This window comes from Mixta gaviniae (assembly GCF_002953195.1).
Classification (GTDB): domain Bacteria; phylum Pseudomonadota; class Gammaproteobacteria; order Enterobacterales; family Enterobacteriaceae; genus Mixta; species Mixta gaviniae.
This window is the reverse complement of sequence record NZ_CP026377.1, coordinates 2,166,800-2,183,573: the sequence shown is the minus strand read 5'-3', so window position 1 is coordinate 2,183,573 and position 16,774 is coordinate 2,166,800. Positions and strand designations below refer to the sequence as shown.

Sequence of the window (16,774 nt, the reverse complement as noted above, 5' to 3'; positions counted from 1 at the left end):
TGTAAAGTCAGAATCATAGGTGCAGTTACCCGCCGGTGCCACCCTGCTGCGCCTGTTGGTAAACGGCAATAATTTCTGCCGCGACGGCCACGGCGATTTCCGCCGGCAGTTTGCCCTTCACTTCCGGCAGCCCGATCGGACAGCGCAGGCGCGCCAGCTGCTGCGCGCTGAAACCTTTGCCGCCGAGGCGATATTCAAAGCGCTGGCGCTTGGTTTGCGAGCCGATCACCCCGGCGTAGCGGTAGTCGTCGCGCCGCAGGATCGCCTCGCAGATCGCCAGGTCGAGCGGATGATGGTGCGTCATCACCACAAAATAGCTGTCGGCGGGCAGCTGGCTGACCCAGGCGGCCGGATCGTCGCTGTGGCAGACGGTAACGCCTTCCGGTGCGTCGGCAAGGCAGGCGGCGCGCTCGTCGATCCAGTGGATGTGACAGGGTAACGTATGCAGTAGCCTGACCAGCGCCTGCCCGACGTGGCCTGCGCCGAACACCGCAATCTGCGGCTGATTTACCGGCAGTGGCTCAAACAAAATGGTGGTCGCGCCGCCACAGCACTGCCCCAGCCGCGCGCCGAGGCTGAACGGCTCGCAGTGCGGCAGCGCGCGCCCCTGTGCCAGCATCGCGCGCGCCATCTCAATACACTGAAACTCCAGATGGCCGCCGCCGATGGTGAAAAATTGCTGATCGGCGGTGACGATCATTTTACTACCGCGATCGCGCGGCACCGATCCGCGTTCGTTCAGCACGGTGATCAGCACGCAGCCGCACCGCTGCCTCCGCAACTGATGCAGCGTCTCTATCCATTCATAGGGCGCCATCCGCATCCCCCTTCAGCCGTTCGACCGCCCAGAAGACCCGCTCCGGCGTGGCGGGCGCATCCAGATGCGGGTGATGCTGATAGTCGGCGACGCTGGCTACCGCATCCTGCAGCGCGCTCCAGACCGAGATCCCCAGCATAAACGGCGGCTCGCCCACCGCTTTGGAATGAAACACTGTCTGCTGCGGATTTTTGCGGTTTTCCAGCAGCGACACGCGCAGGTCGGCGGGGATGTCGCCGATGGTCGGAATTTTGTAGCTGGCCGGGCCGTCGGTCAGCAGCTGGCCCTGCGCGTTCCAGACCAGCTCTTCGCAGGTCAGCCAGCCCATGCCCTGCACAAAGCCGCCCTCCACCTGACCAATATCGATGGCGGGGTTCAGCGAGGCGCCGACGTCATGCAGAATATCGGCGCGCAGCAGACGATATTCGCCGGTTAGCGTATCGATCACCACTTCGCTGCAGGCGGCGCCGTAAGAGAAGTAATAGAACGGCTGGCCGCGCCCCGCCTGACGATCGTAATGGATGCCCGGCACGCGGTAGTAGCCGGTGGCGGAGAGCGGCACCTGGTTCAGCCATGCCAGCTGCGCCACTTCGGCAAAGGTGAAATGCTGCTGACGCACCCGGACGATACCGTTGCTGAAGCTCACCTCCTGCGGCGGGCACTGATGCAGACGGCAGAGCATCTCCGTCAGCCGCTGGCGCAGGGTCTCTGCCGCCTGCTGCGCCGCCTTGCCGTTGAGATCGGTGCCGCTGGACGCGGCGGTCGGCGAGGTATTGGGCACTTTGCCGGTATCGGTGGCGGTAATACGAATGGCGGCCATGTCGATCTGCAGCACCTCCGCGACGATCTGCGCCACTTTGGTATGCAACCCCTGGCCCATTTCGGTGCCGCCGTGGTTCAGCTGCAGCGTGCCGTCGGTATAAAGCAGGATCAGCGCGCCCGCCTGGTTGAGAAAGCTGGAGGTAAAGGAGATGCCGAACTTTACCGGCGTCAGCGCGAGGCCGCGCTTCAGAAAGGGGCTGGCGGCGTTAAACTGCCGCACCGCCGCGCGCCGCGCCTGATAGTCGGCGCTCTGCTCCAGCTGCGCGGTGATCTCCTCCAGCAGGTTATCTTCGACCCGCTGATGATAGTGGGTGACGTTGCGCGTTTCGCGGCCATAGTAGTTACGTTTGCGTACCGTCAGCGGATCCAGCCCGCGCTGGCGCGCTACCGCATCAATGATCTGCTCAATCGCCACCATGCCCTGCGGCCCGCCGAAGCCACGGTAGGCGGTATTGGAGGCCAGGTTAGTGCGGCAGCGGTAGCCGGTAATGCGCGCGTCGCCAAGGTAGTAGGCGTTATCGGCATGAAACATCGCCCGATCAACGATCGACCCGGAGAGATCAAGCGAGCAGCCGCAGTTGCCCGCCAGCGCAATATCCACCCCGCAGAAGCGCCCTTCGTCGTCAAAGCCGACATCGTAGCGCACAAAGAAAGGATGGCGCTTGCCGGTGATGCGCATATCGTCGCGGCGCGCCAGGCGCATTTTCGCCGGCCGGCCGGTTTTGTGCGCCGCCAGCGCGCACAGGCAGGCGACGCCCGCGGCCTGGGTCTCTTTACCGCCGAAGCCGCCCCCCATGCGACGCATATCGATCGTGACGTTATGCATGCCGGTGCCCATCACCGAGGCGACCAGCTTTTGCACCTCTGTCGGGTTTTGCGTCGAGGACCAGACCTGAAAGGTGCGATCTTCGCCGGGCGCGACCAGCGCGATTTGGGTTTCCAGATAGAAATGCTCCTGGCCGCCGATATGAAACGCGCCCTGCAGACGGTGCGGCGCGCGCGCCAGCGCCGCCTCAACGTCGCCGCGCTGGTGGATATGTGGCTCCTGCACAAAGTGACGCTGCGCCAGCGCCTCTTCCACGTCGATAATCGCCGGCAGCGGCGCGTAGTCGATACGCGCGGCCTCTGCACCGGCACGCGCCGCCGCTTCGCTTTCCGCCGCCACCACCAGAACGATCTGTCCAGCGTACTGCACGGTATCGCGCGCCAGCAGCGGATCGCCCGGCTCCAGCGGCCCGATATCCAGCTCGCCCGGCACGTCGCGCCAGGTCAGCACCTCAATTACGCCGGGTATGGCGTAACAGGGCGCGACGTCAACCGCCAGAATGCGCGCGTGGGCATGATCGCTCAGGCGCGGAGCGAGATGCAGCAGGCCGGGAAAAGCTAACCCGTCATCAATATACTGTGCCTCACCGGTGACATGCTTTTCCGCGCTCTCATGACGCCGGTTTTTGCCGACGCCGTGTTGCAGATCCGCCAGGTACTGCGCTTCCAGGATGTTTTGTTCCAGCGCGGGACGATTATGGGACATAGCGCGATACCTCGGTGACGGCCAGTTCGCCGTTTAGCTGATGGAAATAGCGGCGCAGCAGGTTTTTCGCCAGCTGCATGCGCCAGGCGGCGCTGCCGCGCGCGTCGCTCAACGGCTGGAAATCCTGCTCCAGCGCGCGGCAGGCGCGTGCCAGCGTGGCGGCGCTCCACTCTGCGCCGGTCAGCGCGGCTTCACAGGCGACGGCGCGGCGCGGCGTTGCCGCCATGCCGCCGAAGGCGATGCGCGCCAGCGTGACCCGATCGCCGCTGCGCTGCAGGTTAAAGGCGGCGAACACCGCTGAGATATCATCTTCACTGCGTTTCGACACCTTCCAGGCGCGAATATCGGGTGACAGTGTCACCTTAGGGATAACAATCGACCGAATAAACTCCCCTGGCTGCAGCGCGGTGCGACGATAGCCGAGGAAAAAATCGCTCAGCGGCAGCCGGCGTATGATCTCGCCGCGCTGCAGCTCCAGCCCGGCGTCGAGCGCCAGTAGCAGCGGAGAAGCGTCGCCTATCGGCGAACCGTTGGCGATATTGCCGCCCAGCGTGCCGCGATTACGGATTTGCAATGAGGCGAAGCGGTGGAGCATCTCGCTGAAGGCGGGCACGCTCTGTTGCAGACGGCGCTGACATTCGCTGAGCGGCACGGCGGCACCGATGGTTATCGCCTCGTCGCTCTCCTGCCAGGCGCGCAGCTCCGTTACCGCTTCCAGCGCAATGATCAGCGGCAGATGCTGATGCTGCTGAGTAATGCGTAGCGCCAGGTCGGTGCCGCCCGCCAGCAGTACCGCTTCCGGATGCGCCAGATATAATTCCGCCAGCTGGGTACAGTTGTGCGGCAGCACGCAGCGGCTATTCTCCGTGACAACGTCACTCATGATCGTCTGGCGCAACGCCTTCAGCTTTTCTACGGTTTCCGCTTCGCGCTGACTGAAGCTGTCGCTCTCCGGCCGTTCGCAGGCGATACGAGCCGCCTCGACGATCGGACGATAGCCGGTGCAACGACAGAGGTTGCCCGCCAGCGCGCTTTCGGCGCGCGCGCGATCCCAGCTCTCGCCCTGCTTTTGCAGCGCAAACAGTGACATCACGAAACCGGGGGTGCAGAAACCGCACTGCGAGGCGTGGCTCTCCACCATCGCCTGCTGTACGCCGTGCAGCCGATCGCCCTGATGCAGATCCTCAACGGTGATCAGCTGCTTGCCGTCCAGCGCGCCGATCGGCAGCAGGCAGCTGTTAACCGTCTCATAGACCAGTTTGCCTGCCACGACGCGGCCAAGCGCCACGGTGCAGGCGCCGCAGTCGCCGGAGGCACAGCCCTCTTTTGTGCCGCAGCGCCCTTTATGCTGACGTAGCCAGTTCAGCACCGTGGTATTGGCATCGAGCTGCTGCTCGCTCACTAACGTCTGGTTTAACAGAAACTGAATCACAGGTTCTCCTCCGTGCCGTCGCGCCGCCAGGCGCGCTGACCATTGACCCAGGTTTCGGCGATGGTGCGATCGTCGCCCAGCGTCATCAGTACAAACAGCTTTTCCCAGATATCGCGGCTGTTGCCCCAGCGCAGCGCCTGAAGCGGCGTCGCCGTCGGCTGCAGCATCACGAAATCCGCCTCTTTGCCGGGCATAAAGTTGCCGATCAGATGATCGAGGCTCAGCGCCCGCGCGCCGCCAAGCGTGGCGTGGTAGAAGGCTTCGCAGGCGTGCAGTTTGTAGTTCTGCAGCTGGCCCACTTTGTAGGCCTCGCCCAGGGTTTGCAGCATGTTAAAGGTGGTGCCTGCGCCGATGTCGGTACCGATCCCCAGCCTTACCTGCTGCTGCCAGCTGCGCTGCAGGTTAAACAGGCCGCTGCCAAGAAACAGATTGGAAGTCGGACAAAAGGCGATGGCGGAATCGGTTTGCTGCAGGCAGTGCCACTCTTCCTCCTCCAGATGCAGGCAGTGAGCGAAAACGCTGCGTGCGCCGGTAAGACGATAGTGGTGATAGACATCCAGGTAACCGCGCTGCGCCGGGAACAGGCGTTTTACCCATGCTACCTCCTGCGGGTTTTCCGCCAGGTGGGTGTGGATCCAGGTGTCCGGAAATTCCTGATGCAGCTGCGACACCCTTTCCAGCAGCGCGGGCGACGAGGTAGGCGCAAAGCGCGGCGTCAGCGCATAGCCGAGGCGACCGCGTCCGTGCCAGCGGCGGATCAGCGCGCGCGTCTGCCGGTAACTCTCTTCCGGCGTTTCCAGCAGATCGTCCGGCGCGTGACGATCCATCATCACTTTACCGGCAATAAGGCGCATTGCGTGTCGTTCGGCGGCCTGAAACAGCGCCTCGACCGATTCAGGATGGACGGTGCCGAATACCAGCGCGCTGGTGGTGCCGTTGCGCAGCAGCTGCTGCAGAAAAAATTCCGACATCGCGGCCGCGTGCTGCGGCGAACGGTAGTGGCTCTCTGTCGGGAAGGTGTAGTTCTCCAGCCAGCTCAACAGCTGTTCGCCAAACGCGCCCACCATTTCGGTCTGCGGATAGTGAATATGGCAATCGATAAAACCGGGGACAATCAGCATGCCGCGCCGATCGATAATCGCGCAGCCGGGCAGCGCGGCCTCCGCCTCCAGCCAGGGACGCAGGCTGACGATCTTGCCGTGCTTAACTTCCAGCAGGCCCTCTTCCAGATAGCGCGCCTGCGCTTCGATCGCCGCCGGATCGCTGGCCGTGGCGCGAATATCGAAAAAGCTGCTGCGGATGGCGTAGTGTTCAGGGCTAACATAAGGCTTCCTTTGCTATCAGGCGGGTTTCTTTTGTTATTGCAGCCGGGCTGCTGAAGAGCAAATTGCAAGAGTCGTGCCAGCTGCTATTTTCTTTAAATTTCTTCTAAATCAGTAAATTAAATAAAATGACTGCGCAATTCTCCCGGTGAAACGGTTGCGCAAACGCTTGCCTGTGGCGTGAAGGCGATGTCTGCTCTGCGATCGGCCTGTGATTTGCTGGCAGTAGCGAGCGAGACGGAAAACGTGCGACCGCCCCGCTGACTGCTGCACGGTTAACGGGCAGGCGCACGGTGCAAAGCACCAAAATGCGCCGCTGAGAGCGTCGGTCCACCGACGCTGGGCAGCGGCAAAACGAAGTGTTATGGTGTTTAACCTGGAAAATCTGTTGAGGAACAGTGAGATGATTATTTTTGTTACCGGCGCTACCGCTGGCTTTGGTCAAAGCATTACCCGCCGTTTTATCGCGGCGGGCCATAAGGTTATCGCCACCGGACGCCGCCAGGATCGTCTGGATGCCCTGAAGGCGGAGCTGGGCGACAGCCTCTATACCCTGCGGTTTGACGTGCGCGATCGCGCTGCCATTGAAGCGGCAGTCGCGACGCTACCGACGGAATGGCGCCAGATCGATATTCTGGTGAACAACGCCGGGCTGGCGTTGGGCGTTGAGCCGGCGCACAAGGCGAGCATCGATGACTGGGAAACCATGATCGACACCAACAACAAGGGGCTGGTCTATATGACCCGTACCCTGCTGCCGGCGATGGTGGAGCGCAATGTTGGCCACATCATTAATATCGGTTCCACTGCCGGCAACTGGCCTTACAAAGGCGGCAACGTCTATGGCGCCAGCAAAGCTTTTGTACGTCAGTTCAGCCTTAACCTGCGCACTGACCTGCACGGCACCGCGCTGCGCGTGACCGATATCGAACCGGGCCTGGTTGGCGGCACCGAATTTTCCAACGTGCGCTTTAAGGGCGACGACAGCCGCGCGGAAGGTGTCTATGCGGGTACCACCGCGCTGACGCCGGAAGATGTTACCGAGGCGGTGTTCTGGGTGGCGACGCTGCCGGCACATGTCAATATCAATACGCTGGAGATGATGCCGGTGAGCCAGACCACCGCCGGATTGACCGTGGCGAAAAACGTCTGACTGCGTGGGGGAGCGGCCCTCCCCCTGCTTTTTCGCCTCGCTGTTCCCTATACCTTGCCCCATCCCGCTACGATAATCAGCATGCCGCAGAACGCCACCGCCGCGCCCAGCCAGTCGTAGGGGCTTAAGCGCACCCCGTCAACCCAGCGCAGCCACAGCAGCGCCGTCACCACATAAACCCCGCCGTAGGCGGCGTAGACGCGCCCACTGGCGGCCGGATGCAGCGTCAGCAGCCAGACGAACAGCGCCAGGCTCAGGGCCGCAGGCAGCAACAGCAGCGGCGACGCCCCTTTGCGCAGCCAGAGAAAAGGCAGAAAGCAGCCGATAATTTCCGCCAGCGCGGTAACAAAAAAGAGCAACGCGATTTTCAGCATGAAAAAGTTTCCAAAAGCTAAACGAAGCGCTCAGCCTGCTGGTGAGTAAATAAGCGGCGATGATATACTAAAACGACTGCCACCTCATGGCGGGTCGCTATGAAAGAGAAGGATGAAAAGATGAAAACCTTGACTCAACGTCTGGCCGTGGCGCTGCTGCCCCTGACCCTGCTCGGCGCCCTGGCGCTTTCCGCGCCGGCGCAGGCGCGCACCGATCGCGTGATTATTGAAAACGGCAGCAACGCGCTCAGCAATGAAGAGGCGCGTCAGAACAAAGAGCAATGGGACGATACCCGCATGCTGCGTAAAAAAGTGAACAGCCGCGTGGAGAAAGAGTTCGACAAGAGCGACCGCGCCTTTGATACGCGCGATGCCTGCGAACAGAGCTATAACGTCAACGCCTACTGGGAAGCCAACACCCTGCGCTGTCTCGATCGGCGCACCGGACGCCCGGTTACGCCCTGATCCTGCAGAGCTGCTATAGTTACCGCTGGTTTTGTTGCAAAAGGATGATGTGATGAGAGCGAAGAAGTGGATGTTAAGCGCCCTGCTGGTTGCCGCTCCGCTGGCTGCCCAGGCGTCCTGCGAGTCGGTAAAGGCGGATATCAGCCAGAAGATTATCAATAATGGCGTGCCGGAATCGGGCTTTACTTTAGATATCGTGCCCAACGATCAGGCGGATGCCGCCGGCGGTCAGGTTGTCGGACACTGCGAAAACGACAGCCAGAAAATCGTCTATAAGCGCACCGGCGTTGACGGCGACACCAACGTGCCGGCCAATGCGGGCACCACTCAGGATGCGCCCGCCCAGTAAAATCTCCCCCGGCACCGCTTGCGCGGTGCCTTCTTTTTACCGGCTATTCCGGGCGCCGCCGCGGCATTCGCCAGGCGATAAACAGCGTGCCCACCGCAATCAACAGCGAAACGATAAACACCCAGTGCAGCGATGCCGCAATCTGCGCGATCATCTGCTGCAGCGTGCTGCTGTCCAGCGCCTGCCGCCGGTCGGGCGACATGATCTGCTGTACCGGATCGCGCGCTTCCGGCAGCCGCAGCATCAGGTTGTAATTCAGCACCGCACCCATCACCGCCGTGCCGATGGCCGATCCCAGCATGCGGCTAAACATGATTGAGGCGGTGCAGATGCCGCGAATGGCGAAGTCGGCGCTGTTCTGCACCGAGACCAGAAACGTGGTGCTGGTCATGCCCATGCCGGTGCCGATGACGAACGCGGCGAAGCCCGCCTGAATCAGGCTGCTGTCGGCGTGCAGCGTCAGCAGCAGCGCGGTGCCGGCGATCAGCAAAAACGCGCCCAGCTGGGCGGTAAAGCGGTAAGAGGTGCGCAGCATTAGCCTGCCGCTCAGGGTGCTGGCCAGCGGCCAGCCGATCGACATCATCGCCAGCGCGCTGCCCGCCTGCAGCGGCGACCCGCCGTTAACGCCCTGGATCCAGGTGGGCAGAAAGGCGCTGATGCCCATCATCGCCGCGCCAATAATCAGGTTGCCCGCATTGCCGGCGAGGATCACCCGGCTGCGCCAGATAGCCAGCGGAAACAGCGGCGCTTCCGCCGCCTTTTCATGGCGCAGCAGAATAAACCCGGCCAGCAGTGCCACCGCTAAAAACAGCAACAGCCAGTAGCCGAGCGCCTCCGCCTGCAGCAGCGCCACCAACAGCGCGCTGACGCTCAGCATCAGCCAGGCGCTGCCGGAGACGTTGAGCCGCTGACCGCCTTCTGTCGGGTGCGCCGGCAGCCAGCGCGCCAGCATCAGCATCGAGACGATCCCAAGCGGCACGTTGACCCAGAAAACCAGCGCCCAGCTGAAGTGTTGCACGATCCACGCGCCGGTCAGCGGGCCGATGATCGCCGCCACGCCCCAGACGCTGGAGAGCCAGCCCTGAATGCCCGCTCTTTCGCGCGGCGAATAGATATCGGCGACGATGGTGGAGGTCAGCGGCATGATGGCGCCGGCGCCCAGCCCCTGAAAGGCGCGGAACAGGATCAGCCAGCCCATGCTGTCGGCGAAGCCGCACAGCACCGAGCCCAGCAGAAACAGCGTGGCGCCGATAAAAAACATCCGTTTGCGGCCCCAGAGATCGGCCAGCCTGCCGTAAATCGGCACGCTTACCGCCTGCGTCAGCAGATAGATGGAAAACACCCAGCCAAACTGCGAAAAGCCGCCGAGCTGGGCGATGATGGTCGGCATGGCGGTGGCGACGATGGTGACTTCGATCGCCGCCATAAACATCGCCAGCATACAGGCGATTAAGATCAAATGGCGGTGCGCGACCGGCTGATGTGCGTTCTCTGGCATGGTTCCCCTTCCTGTCAATTCCCTAAGCGTAGCCCACCCGGTGACGCAGCGCGTCGCGTTCTGCTTGTTAATACGGCCCGATTTGGCCAACTGCCGAAAATAGCGCCGTTTACGCCGCAAAAAACAAAAGTATCCTGCTGATTTTAACGCCAAAACTGGCGCAGCTGCCCCGCCGCTGCTATAGGTTTAAGGCACTGCGTTTGTTTTTGCTGATAAAGAGGCATAAATCAGCATTTTATATCGAGCGCGCGCGCGGCCGACGGACGCCCTTTCCATCCGGCCGACGCCCGCTGATTACTATAACAATGGCGCCGTCTTGCAGAAGGCGCTTCAGGTTATTCCCGGGAGAACCCTGTCCATGCACTTTTCTTCGACGATGAAGCGGATCTTGCTGGCGCTGCTGGCGATCGCGCCGGTCGCCGCGCTGCTGATCTACGGCATAGGTCTGGATGTGATTAAAGCGCGTCAGGTCGATTTGATCTATCTCGGCAGGCAGCACCTCTGGCTGGTGGGCTGGTCGATGCTGTTCGCGCTGCTGATCGGCATTCCCAGCGGCATCCTGCTCAGCCGTCCCTTTGCCCGCCGCTGGGCGGAATATATCATGCAGATTTTCAATGTCGGCAACACCTTGCCGCCGCTGGCCGTGCTGGCGCTGGCAATGGTGGTGATCGGCATCGGCGATCGTCCGGCGATTATCGCCCTGTTCCTCGCCTCGCTGCTGCCGGTGGTGCGCAATACCTATGCCGGGCTGATCGGCGTGCCCGATTCGCTGCTGGAGGCGGCTAACGGCATCGGCATGACCAAAATGCAGCGCCTGCGCCAGGTAGAACTGCCGAATGCCTGGCCGGTGATGCTTTCCGGCATCCGCATCGCCATGGCGATCAATGTTGGTACCGCGCCGCTGGCGTTTCTTATCGGCGCCAGCAGCTACGGTGAGCTGATTTTCCCCGGTATCTACCTCAACGACTTCCCGGTGCTGATCCTCGGCGCGGTGGCGACGGCGCTGTTCGCGCTGATACTTGACGTGCTGCTGGCCGCCCTTGGCCGCTGGCTCAGTCCGCATGCGCTGTAACAGGAGACGCAGATGATCCTACTACGTACCTTCACGCGCGCGCTGGCGCTGTGCGGCTTGCTGGCGTTCGCCGCTGGCGCGGCAACCGCCCGGCCGATCACCATGGCGACCAAGGGCTTTACCGAACAGCACATTTTATCGGCAATGACCACGCTCTGGCTGAGCAAAAAAGGGTTTGAGGTGATCCCTAAAACCAATATCGCGGTCTCTATCAGCCGCAGCGCGATGCTCAATAAGCAGATCGATATGACGTGGGAATATACCGGCTCGTCGCTGATTATTTTCAACCGCATCAAAGAGCGGATGTCCTCTAAAGAGGCGTACGAAACCGTGCGGCGGCTTGACGGCAAGCTGGGGCTGGTCTGGCTGGATCCGGCGCCGATGAACAATACCTACGCCTTCGCCATGCAGCGTACGCGCGCCGAACGAGAGCATATCAGCACGGTGTCGCAGCTGGTGGCGCGTATCGAAGAGATTCGCCGGCGCGATCCCGACCATAACTGGATGCTGGGGCTGGATCTGGAATTTGCTGGCCGTTCCGACGGCCTGAAGCCGCTGCAGCAGCTTTACGGCCTGACGCTTGACCGCCCGCAGATCCGTCAGATGGATCCGGGCCTGGTCTATAACGCCATCCGCGACGGCTTTGTCGACGCCGGGCTGGTCTATACCACCGACGGCCGCGTTAAGGGCTTCGATCTGAAAATCCTTGAAGATGATAAGCACTTCTTCCCCAGCTATAACGTGACGCCGGTGGTGCGTAAAGAGGTGCTGGCGGCGCATCCGGGTCTGGATACGGCGCTGAATCAGCTCTCGGCGCTTATCACTGATGAGGCGATCACCGAGCTGAATAAGCGCGTCGATATCGATCATCAGTCGCCGCAGCAGGTGGCGCGCGATTTCCTGCAATCGAAAGGCATGCTGTAAGGAGAGGCTATGGATACCATTCACTATATGATCGGCAACTGGCCCTACCTGCTTGGACTCACGTGGCAGCACCTGTGGCTGGTGCTGGTGGCGGTGGGCTGCGCTATTCTCGCGGGCGTGCCGCTGGGCGTGCTGATCGTCCGTTTTAAATGGCTGGCGACGCCGGTGCTGGGGATCGCGACCATTGTGCTGACCATTCCCTCTATCGCTCTGTTCGGCCTGATGATCCCGCTGTTTTCGCTGATCGGCCAGGGCATCGGCGTGGTGCCGGCGATCACCGCGGTATTTCTCTATTCGCTGCTGCCTATTGTGCGCAACACCCATACCGCGCTGGAGAATATCCCGCCCGGCATGCGCGAGGCGGGACGCGGCATCGGCATGACTTTTCTGCAGCGTCTGCGCTGGGTGGAGATCCCGCTGGCGCTGCCGGTGATTTTCGGCGGCATCCGCACCGCCGTGGTGATGAACGTCGGCGTGATGGCGATTGCCGCGGTTATCGGCGCGGGCGGCTTAGGGCTGCTGCTGCTGGACGGCATCAGCAGCAGCGATATCCGCCAGCTGATCGCCGGCGCGCTGCTGATCTGTTTACTGGCGATTGTGCTTGACTGGCTGCTGCACCGCCTGCAGCGGGTGCTGACACCTAAGGGGATTCGATAATGATAAAACTGGAAAACCTGACTAAAACCTTTACCCAGAAAAACGGCGCCACGATAAATGCGGTGGACAATGTCAGCCTGCATGTGCCCGCCGGAGAGATGTGCGTGTTGCTCGGCCCCTCCGGCTGCGGCAAAACCACCACCCTAAAGATGATTAACCGCCTGATCCCGGCGACTCGGGGTAAAATCACCATTAACGGCGAAGATACCAGCACGCAGGATACCGTCACCCTGCGGCGCAATATCGGCTATGTTATCCAGCAGATCGGCCTGTTCCCCAATATGACCATTGAGGAGAACATCACCGTGGTGCCGCGTATGCTGGGCTGGGATAAAAAACGCTGCCGCGAGCGCGCCAGCGAGCTGATGACTATGGTGGCGCTCGACCCGCATAAGTTTCTGCATCGCTATCCGAAAGAGATGTCCGGCGGCCAGCAGCAGCGTATCGGCGTTATCCGTGCCCTTGCCGCCGATCCGCCGGTCCTGCTGATGGATGAGCCATTCGGCGCGGTCGACCCGATCAACCGCGAGGCAATTCAGAATGAGTTTCTGGAAATGCAGCGCCAGCTGAAGAAAACCGTGATGCTGGTCAGCCACGATATCGATGAGGCGCTGAAGCTGGGCGACCGGATCGCGGTGTTCGGTCAGGGCAAAATTGTGCAGTGTGCCACCCCTGACGAGCTGCTGGCGAAACCGGCCAATGAGTTTGTCGGCTCTTTTGTCGGTCAGGATCGCACCCTGAAGCGCCTGCTGCTGGTGCAGGCGGGCGACGTAACCGATCAACAGCAGACGCTGACGGTGAAGCGCTCTACCTCGCTGGCGGAGGCGTTCGCGCTGATGGATGATAACGATATGCGCTCGGTCACCGTGGTGGATAACGACGGCCGTCCGCTCGGTTTTGTGAAGCGGCGCGAGGCGCGCGGCGCCAGCGGCAACTGCGAACAGCTGCTGCACAACTTTAAGATCACCGGCAGAGCGGAAGAGAACCTGCGCGTGGTGCTGTCGAAGCTCTATGAACACAACTCGGTCTGGATGCCGATTGTGGATGAAGATGGCCGCTACAGCGGGGAGATTTCGCAGGATTATATCGCCGACTATCTCAGCTCCGGCCGGACGCGCCGCTCGCTGAACCGCTAAAGGCGGCGCGGCCGCCATTCCCGGCTATCAGGCGCGCACCGGCGCGCCTTTTTTATGTTCAGGCCACCGCCTGCGGTGTGGTGAGCGCCGCGAGGTCAATATAGCCCGCCAGATCGCGCTGTTCGGCGCGCGGCAAATAAGGCAGCTCGCCCAGCAGCGGCGCCGGGATCTTCTCCTGCAGCACCTCGATAATATCCGCATAGTGCGCAAGCCCCGGGTTGATGCGGTTTGCCACCCAGCCCAGCAGCGGCAGACCATCATTGATAATCGCCTGCGCCGTCAGCAGCGCATGGCTGATGCAGCCCAGCTTGATGCCGACCACCAATACCACCGGCAGCTGCTCCTGAATCACCCAGTCCGACAGCGGACGCAAATCGTTCATCAGGCTGCGCCAGCCGCCGGTGCCCTCGATCACCACGACATCCGCCTGCGCCTGCAGCGCCTGCAGCCCGCTGCTCAGGCGCGCGTAGTTGATGGTTTCGCCGCGATGGGTGCTGATCTCATCTTCCAGCAGCGTAATCGGATTGACCGCTTCATAAGGCATCTGCAGCGTGGAAGCCTGCTGCAGCACCAGCGCATCTTTGTTGCGCGGCCCTTCCGGCGTCATCTGGCTGCTTTTGGCCACCGGCTTGTAGCCAACGACGACAGCATGATTTTCCGCCAGCTTTTGCATCAGGGCGCGGGTAATGACAGTTTTACCGACGGCGGTATCCGTACCGGTAATGAAAAGACGACTCAGCATAGCAACACTCCGGCAGGCTGACGGCCTGAAATAGTTAAACTTTAATCATCGGTTTACGCCGGACAGTGTAGGAAATCGCGTGTGATAACAGCTTGCGTTAGCGCAATTTTTTGCGGGATAGCGAAGGTTTGATTAGCCCTGTAACAGTTTGACCAGCAGTTCGCCGTTGTACATCGCGTTTTTTACCAGCGCGGCGCCCGGCATGGTGCCCAGATTGGCGAATTCGGTCGGCTCGACCTGAATTTCGGCGCTATAGGCGGGCAGCGCCTGCTGGCGGATTGAGGCGCCAATGGCGGGATAAAGCACCGCGGCAGCGCGATTCAGCGGCGAACCGATAAGGATTTTTTCCGGATTGAACAGGTTGACCATGATCGCCAGGATGCGCCCGACGCTGTTGCCGATGCCGGTGATGATGTCGCGCGCCAGCGGATCGCCGTTGAGCGCCGCGTCACAGAGCGAATCCACGCTCAGCGGCTGATAATGCAGGCTGGAGCTGGGCGCCGACGGCATACGCTGCGCGGCCAGTTCGAGAATACTGCCGATGCTGGCGACCGTTTCCAGACAGCCGTGGTTACCGCAGTAACACTGCTTGCCGTAGGCATCGACCTGAGTGTGGCCAATTTCGACCAGCGAGCTGCGGCTGTTGTGCAACAGGCGTCCGCCGGTAATCACCCCTGCGCCGACATTATCGTCAATCACAATCTGGATCACATCGCTGGCGCCGCGCGAGGCGCCGAACAGCGATTCGGCGATGGTCCAGGCGCAGACATCGTGCTGAATATAGACCGGCAGGCCGGTGTGCGCTGCCAGTTCCGGCCCCAGCGGCATATCGGCCACGTCGTAAAATGGCATGCGATGCACGATGCCGCTGCCGGTGTGGATAATGCCGGGTAAGGTGATGGCGATGGCAGTCAGGCGCTCAAGCAGGCGCTGATGGCGAATAAAAAAGTGATCGACTTCGACGGTGACGCGGGTCAGCAGCGGCGTTTCGCTTTCAACCGGCAGCGGCCGCGTCTCTTCTGTCACCAGCTTACTGCTGAGATCGCGCAGCGCGAGGGTGATTTCGCCGTGGCTGATGCGGATCGACAGATAGTGCCAGGCGACGGTATCCAGAATTAAACCGACCGCCGGCCGGCCGCGACTGCCCGGCTCCTGATATTCGGTTTCCTGCACCAAATGCGCTTCCAGCATTTCGCGCACGATTTTGGTGATGCTGGCCGGCGCCAGCTGCGCCCGCCGGGAAAGCTCAATACGCGATATCGGGCCAAACTGGTCGATCAGGCGATATACAGCCCCAGCGTTTGTCTGCTTGATCTGGTCAATATGACCAGGTTGACTGTCCGCTATCACTCCCCCTGCTCCCACTTATTTTCGCGCTTCAAAATAAACCTGCTCAGGCTATGGTGGAGCAGTTATTCAAGGCCGTCAACTATTTGATTCGATATGTGATTTACCGCACAAAAACGGCCGCTGGCGGAGAAAATTATGCCTGTTCTTTGCCCAACAGCAGCGCTTTCATATGGGCCATCACCGCGCTGGTTTCGCGCTGACGCGACCAGACCAGCCACATTTCTGACCAGGCGTCCGGCTCTGCCAGCGGCAGCCAGACCAGCTGCGCCAGCTGCGCGCGCTGAAACGAGGCGGGCAGAATAGAGATGCCGAGGCCGGTCGCCACCAGGCCGAGAATGGTCATCGCTTCGCCCACTTCCTGAGTGATATAAGGCTGAATTTGATAGCGATGCAGTAGCGCCATGGTTTCGCCATACAGCGCCGTGCCGCTTTGCGCGTCGAAGAAGACAAATGGCTCCTGCGCCAGCTCCCGTACCGAGACCTGTGAGCGGCGCGCCAGCGGATGCGCCTGATGCACCACGCAGCAGAGCGGCTCGCGCAGCAGTAGCTGCCAGGCGAGCGTATCGGGCAGCGGCGTATTGCGCATCACGCCGAGATCCAGCCGACCGTCGCCGAGCGGCGTCAGCTGCTGACGGGTATTCATCTCCTGCATCTGGATATGCACCTGCGGATAGCGCTGGCGAAAGGTGAACAGCGCATCGGAGACGGCGGCGATAAAGGGTGCGGAGGAGGTAAAGCCGATGCGGATCTCCCCCTCCTCGCCCTGATGCAGACGCGCGGCGCGGCTTGCCGCCTGATCGACCTCCAGCAGAATGGCGCGCGCATCCAGCAGGAACTGACGTCCGGCGGCGGTCAGCTGCACGCTGCGGTTCGTGCGCGCCAGCAGACGCGCGCCGATCTGCTTTTCCAGCAGCTGGATCTGCTGGCTCAGCGGCGGCTGGGATATATTCAGCCGCAGCGCGGCACGACCGAAATGCAGCTCTTCCGCGACGGCGATAAAGTAACGCAGGTGACGCAGCTCAATATTCATATGCTGTAAGTATCAATTCAGATTATTAATATATTAGACAGTATATTCTCCCGCGCCCACAATTAAGCGATTGATGTTTAAACCAAGGAACCGTTGTGGA

16 protein-coding genes are annotated in these 16,774 nt (G+C 61.4%); 7 read left to right on the top strand and 9 right to left on the bottom strand.

The window, feature by feature from the left end:
* Positions 1-25: 25 nt before the first annotated feature.
* The 4 genes from xdhC to guaD are packed head-to-tail and all read right to left on the bottom strand — an operon-like array spanning position 26 to position 5,903.
* Positions 26-817 carry a xanthine dehydrogenase accessory protein XdhC gene (xdhC, locus tag C2E15_RS10215; RefSeq protein ID WP_104957268.1) on the bottom strand — a complete coding sequence of 264 codons (792 nt, stop codon included), beginning with the start codon at positions 815-817 and terminating at the stop codon, positions 26-28.
* Positions 804-3,170, bottom strand: coding sequence for a xanthine dehydrogenase molybdopterin binding subunit (xdhB, locus tag C2E15_RS10210; protein WP_104957267.1), 2,367 nt, complete (start codon positions 3,168-3,170; stop codon positions 804-806). Before xdhB ends, xdhC begins: the two co-directional genes overlap by 14 nt.
* Positions 3,160-4,602, bottom strand: coding sequence for a xanthine dehydrogenase small subunit (gene xdhA / locus C2E15_RS10205; protein ID WP_104957266.1), 1,443 nt, complete (start codon positions 4,600-4,602; stop codon positions 3,160-3,162). Before xdhA ends, xdhB begins: the two co-directional genes overlap by 11 nt.
* On the bottom strand, positions 4,599-5,903 hold the full coding sequence (gene guaD, locus C2E15_RS10200; protein WP_104957265.1) for a guanine deaminase: 1,305 nt from the start codon (positions 5,901-5,903) through the stop codon (positions 4,599-4,601). Before guaD ends, xdhA begins: the two co-directional genes overlap by 4 nt.
* Positions 5,904-6,327: 424 nt before the next feature.
* Here guaD and ydfG point away from each other — a divergent pair, with 424 nt between their 5' ends.
* The gene (gene ydfG / locus C2E15_RS10195) at positions 6,328-7,077 is read left to right on the top strand and encodes a bifunctional NADP-dependent 3-hydroxy acid dehydrogenase/3-hydroxypropionate dehydrogenase YdfG (protein ID WP_104957264.1); all 750 of its coding nucleotides are present in this window, start codon (positions 6,328-6,330) and stop codon (positions 7,075-7,077) included.
* Between the two features lie 47 nt (positions 7,078-7,124).
* On the opposite strand, the gene C2E15_RS10190 is transcribed toward ydfG, so the two are convergent.
* A complete protein-coding gene (locus C2E15_RS10190; RefSeq protein ID WP_104957263.1) occupies positions 7,125-7,451 on the bottom strand; it encodes a YnfA family protein in 327 nt (108 codons plus the stop codon).
* A gap of 120 nt (positions 7,452-7,571) precedes the next feature.
* Between C2E15_RS10190 and C2E15_RS10185 the strand changes: the two genes are divergently transcribed.
* Entirely contained in the window at positions 7,572-7,916 is a 345-nt protein-coding gene (locus C2E15_RS10185) for a DUF1283 family protein (protein ID WP_104959143.1), read from the top strand.
* A 52-nt stretch (positions 7,917-7,968) separates the two neighbouring features.
* On the top strand, positions 7,969-8,265 hold the full coding sequence (locus tag C2E15_RS10180; RefSeq protein WP_104957262.1) for a DUF1161 domain-containing protein: 297 nt from the start codon (positions 7,969-7,971) through the stop codon (positions 8,263-8,265).
* A 43-nt stretch (positions 8,266-8,308) separates the two neighbouring features.
* On the opposite strand, the gene C2E15_RS10175 is transcribed toward C2E15_RS10180, so the two are convergent.
* The gene (locus C2E15_RS10175) at positions 8,309-9,763 is read right to left on the bottom strand and encodes an MDR family MFS transporter (RefSeq protein WP_104957261.1); all 1,455 of its coding nucleotides are present in this window, start codon (positions 9,761-9,763) and stop codon (positions 8,309-8,311) included.
* Between the two features lie 358 nt (positions 9,764-10,121).
* Here C2E15_RS10175 and C2E15_RS10170 point away from each other — a divergent pair, with 358 nt between their 5' ends.
* Genes C2E15_RS10170 through osmV form a run of 4 tightly spaced genes read left to right on the top strand, consistent with a single transcriptional unit; the run spans position 10,122 to position 13,552 of the window.
* Positions 10,122-10,835 (top strand): ABC transporter permease, encoded by a 714-nt coding sequence (locus C2E15_RS10170; protein ID WP_104957260.1) that lies wholly within the window; start codon positions 10,122-10,124, stop codon positions 10,833-10,835.
* 12 nt (positions 10,836-10,847) lie between these two features.
* Positions 10,848-11,759: a glycine betaine ABC transporter substrate-binding protein gene (locus C2E15_RS10165; RefSeq protein WP_104957259.1), complete on the top strand. Its 912-nt coding sequence runs from the start codon at positions 10,848-10,850 to the stop codon at positions 11,757-11,759.
* A gap of 9 nt (positions 11,760-11,768) precedes the next feature.
* A complete protein-coding gene (osmW, locus tag C2E15_RS10160) occupies positions 11,769-12,416 on the top strand; it encodes an osmoprotectant ABC transporter permease OsmW (RefSeq protein ID WP_104957258.1) in 648 nt (215 codons plus the stop codon).
* Entirely contained in the window at positions 12,416-13,552 is a 1,137-nt protein-coding gene (gene osmV / locus C2E15_RS10155; protein WP_104957257.1) for an osmoprotectant ABC transporter ATP-binding protein OsmV, read from the top strand. The genes osmW and osmV overlap by 1 nt, the downstream gene beginning before the upstream one ends.
* A 58-nt stretch (positions 13,553-13,610) precedes the next feature.
* Here the strand turns inward: osmV and bioD are convergent, their stop codons facing one another.
* From bioD to C2E15_RS10140, 3 genes are all read right to left on the bottom strand, one after another.
* Complete coding sequence (gene bioD, locus C2E15_RS10150) at positions 13,611-14,294, bottom strand: dethiobiotin synthase (protein WP_104957256.1); 684 nt, start codon at positions 14,292-14,294, stop codon at positions 13,611-13,613.
* Positions 14,295-14,426: 132 nt separating this feature from the next.
* Positions 14,427-15,644 (bottom strand): sugar metabolism global transcriptional regulator Mlc, encoded by a 1,218-nt coding sequence (gene mlc / locus C2E15_RS10145; protein ID WP_104957255.1) that lies wholly within the window; start codon positions 15,642-15,644, stop codon positions 14,427-14,429.
* Between the two features lie 133 nt (positions 15,645-15,777).
* Complete coding sequence (locus C2E15_RS10140) at positions 15,778-16,674, bottom strand: LysR family transcriptional regulator (protein WP_104957254.1); 897 nt, start codon at positions 16,672-16,674, stop codon at positions 15,778-15,780.
* Between the last annotated feature and the right edge of the window lie 100 nt (positions 16,675-16,774).

What these genes read in the sequence shown, in the direction of transcription:
- xdhC (WP_104957268.1), bottom strand. Translation starts at nt 817, where the DNA reads ATGGCGCCCTATGAATGGATAGAGACGCTGCATCAGTTGCGGAGGCAG.
- xdhB (WP_104957267.1), bottom strand. Translation starts at nt 3,170, where the DNA reads ATGTCCCATAATCGTCCCGCGCTGGAACAAAACATCCTGGAAGCGCAG.
- ydfG (WP_104957264.1), top strand. Translation starts at nt 6,328, where the DNA reads ATGATTATTTTTGTTACCGGCGCTACCGCTGGCTTTGGTCAAAGCATT.
- C2E15_RS10190 (WP_104957263.1), bottom strand. Translation starts at nt 7,451, where the DNA reads ATGCTGAAAATCGCGTTGCTCTTTTTTGTTACCGCGCTGGCGGAAATT.
- C2E15_RS10185 (WP_104959143.1), top strand. Translation starts at nt 7,572, where the DNA reads ATGAAAACCTTGACTCAACGTCTGGCCGTGGCGCTGCTGCCCCTGACC.
- C2E15_RS10180 (WP_104957262.1), top strand. Translation starts at nt 7,969, where the DNA reads ATGAGAGCGAAGAAGTGGATGTTAAGCGCCCTGCTGGTTGCCGCTCCG.
- C2E15_RS10175 (WP_104957261.1), bottom strand. Translation starts at nt 9,763, where the DNA reads ATGCCAGAGAACGCACATCAGCCGGTCGCGCACCGCCATTTGATCTTA.
- C2E15_RS10170 (WP_104957260.1), top strand. Translation starts at nt 10,122, where the DNA reads ATGCACTTTTCTTCGACGATGAAGCGGATCTTGCTGGCGCTGCTGGCG.
- C2E15_RS10165 (WP_104957259.1), top strand. Translation starts at nt 10,848, where the DNA reads ATGATCCTACTACGTACCTTCACGCGCGCGCTGGCGCTGTGCGGCTTG.
- osmW (WP_104957258.1), top strand. Translation starts at nt 11,769, where the DNA reads ATGGATACCATTCACTATATGATCGGCAACTGGCCCTACCTGCTTGGA.
- osmV (WP_104957257.1), top strand. Translation starts at nt 12,416, where the DNA reads ATGATAAAACTGGAAAACCTGACTAAAACCTTTACCCAGAAAAACGGC.
- bioD (WP_104957256.1), bottom strand. Translation starts at nt 14,294, where the DNA reads ATGCTGAGTCGTCTTTTCATTACCGGTACGGATACCGCCGTCGGTAAA.
- C2E15_RS10140 (WP_104957254.1), bottom strand. Translation starts at nt 16,674, where the DNA reads ATGAATATTGAGCTGCGTCACCTGCGTTACTTTATCGCCGTCGCGGAA.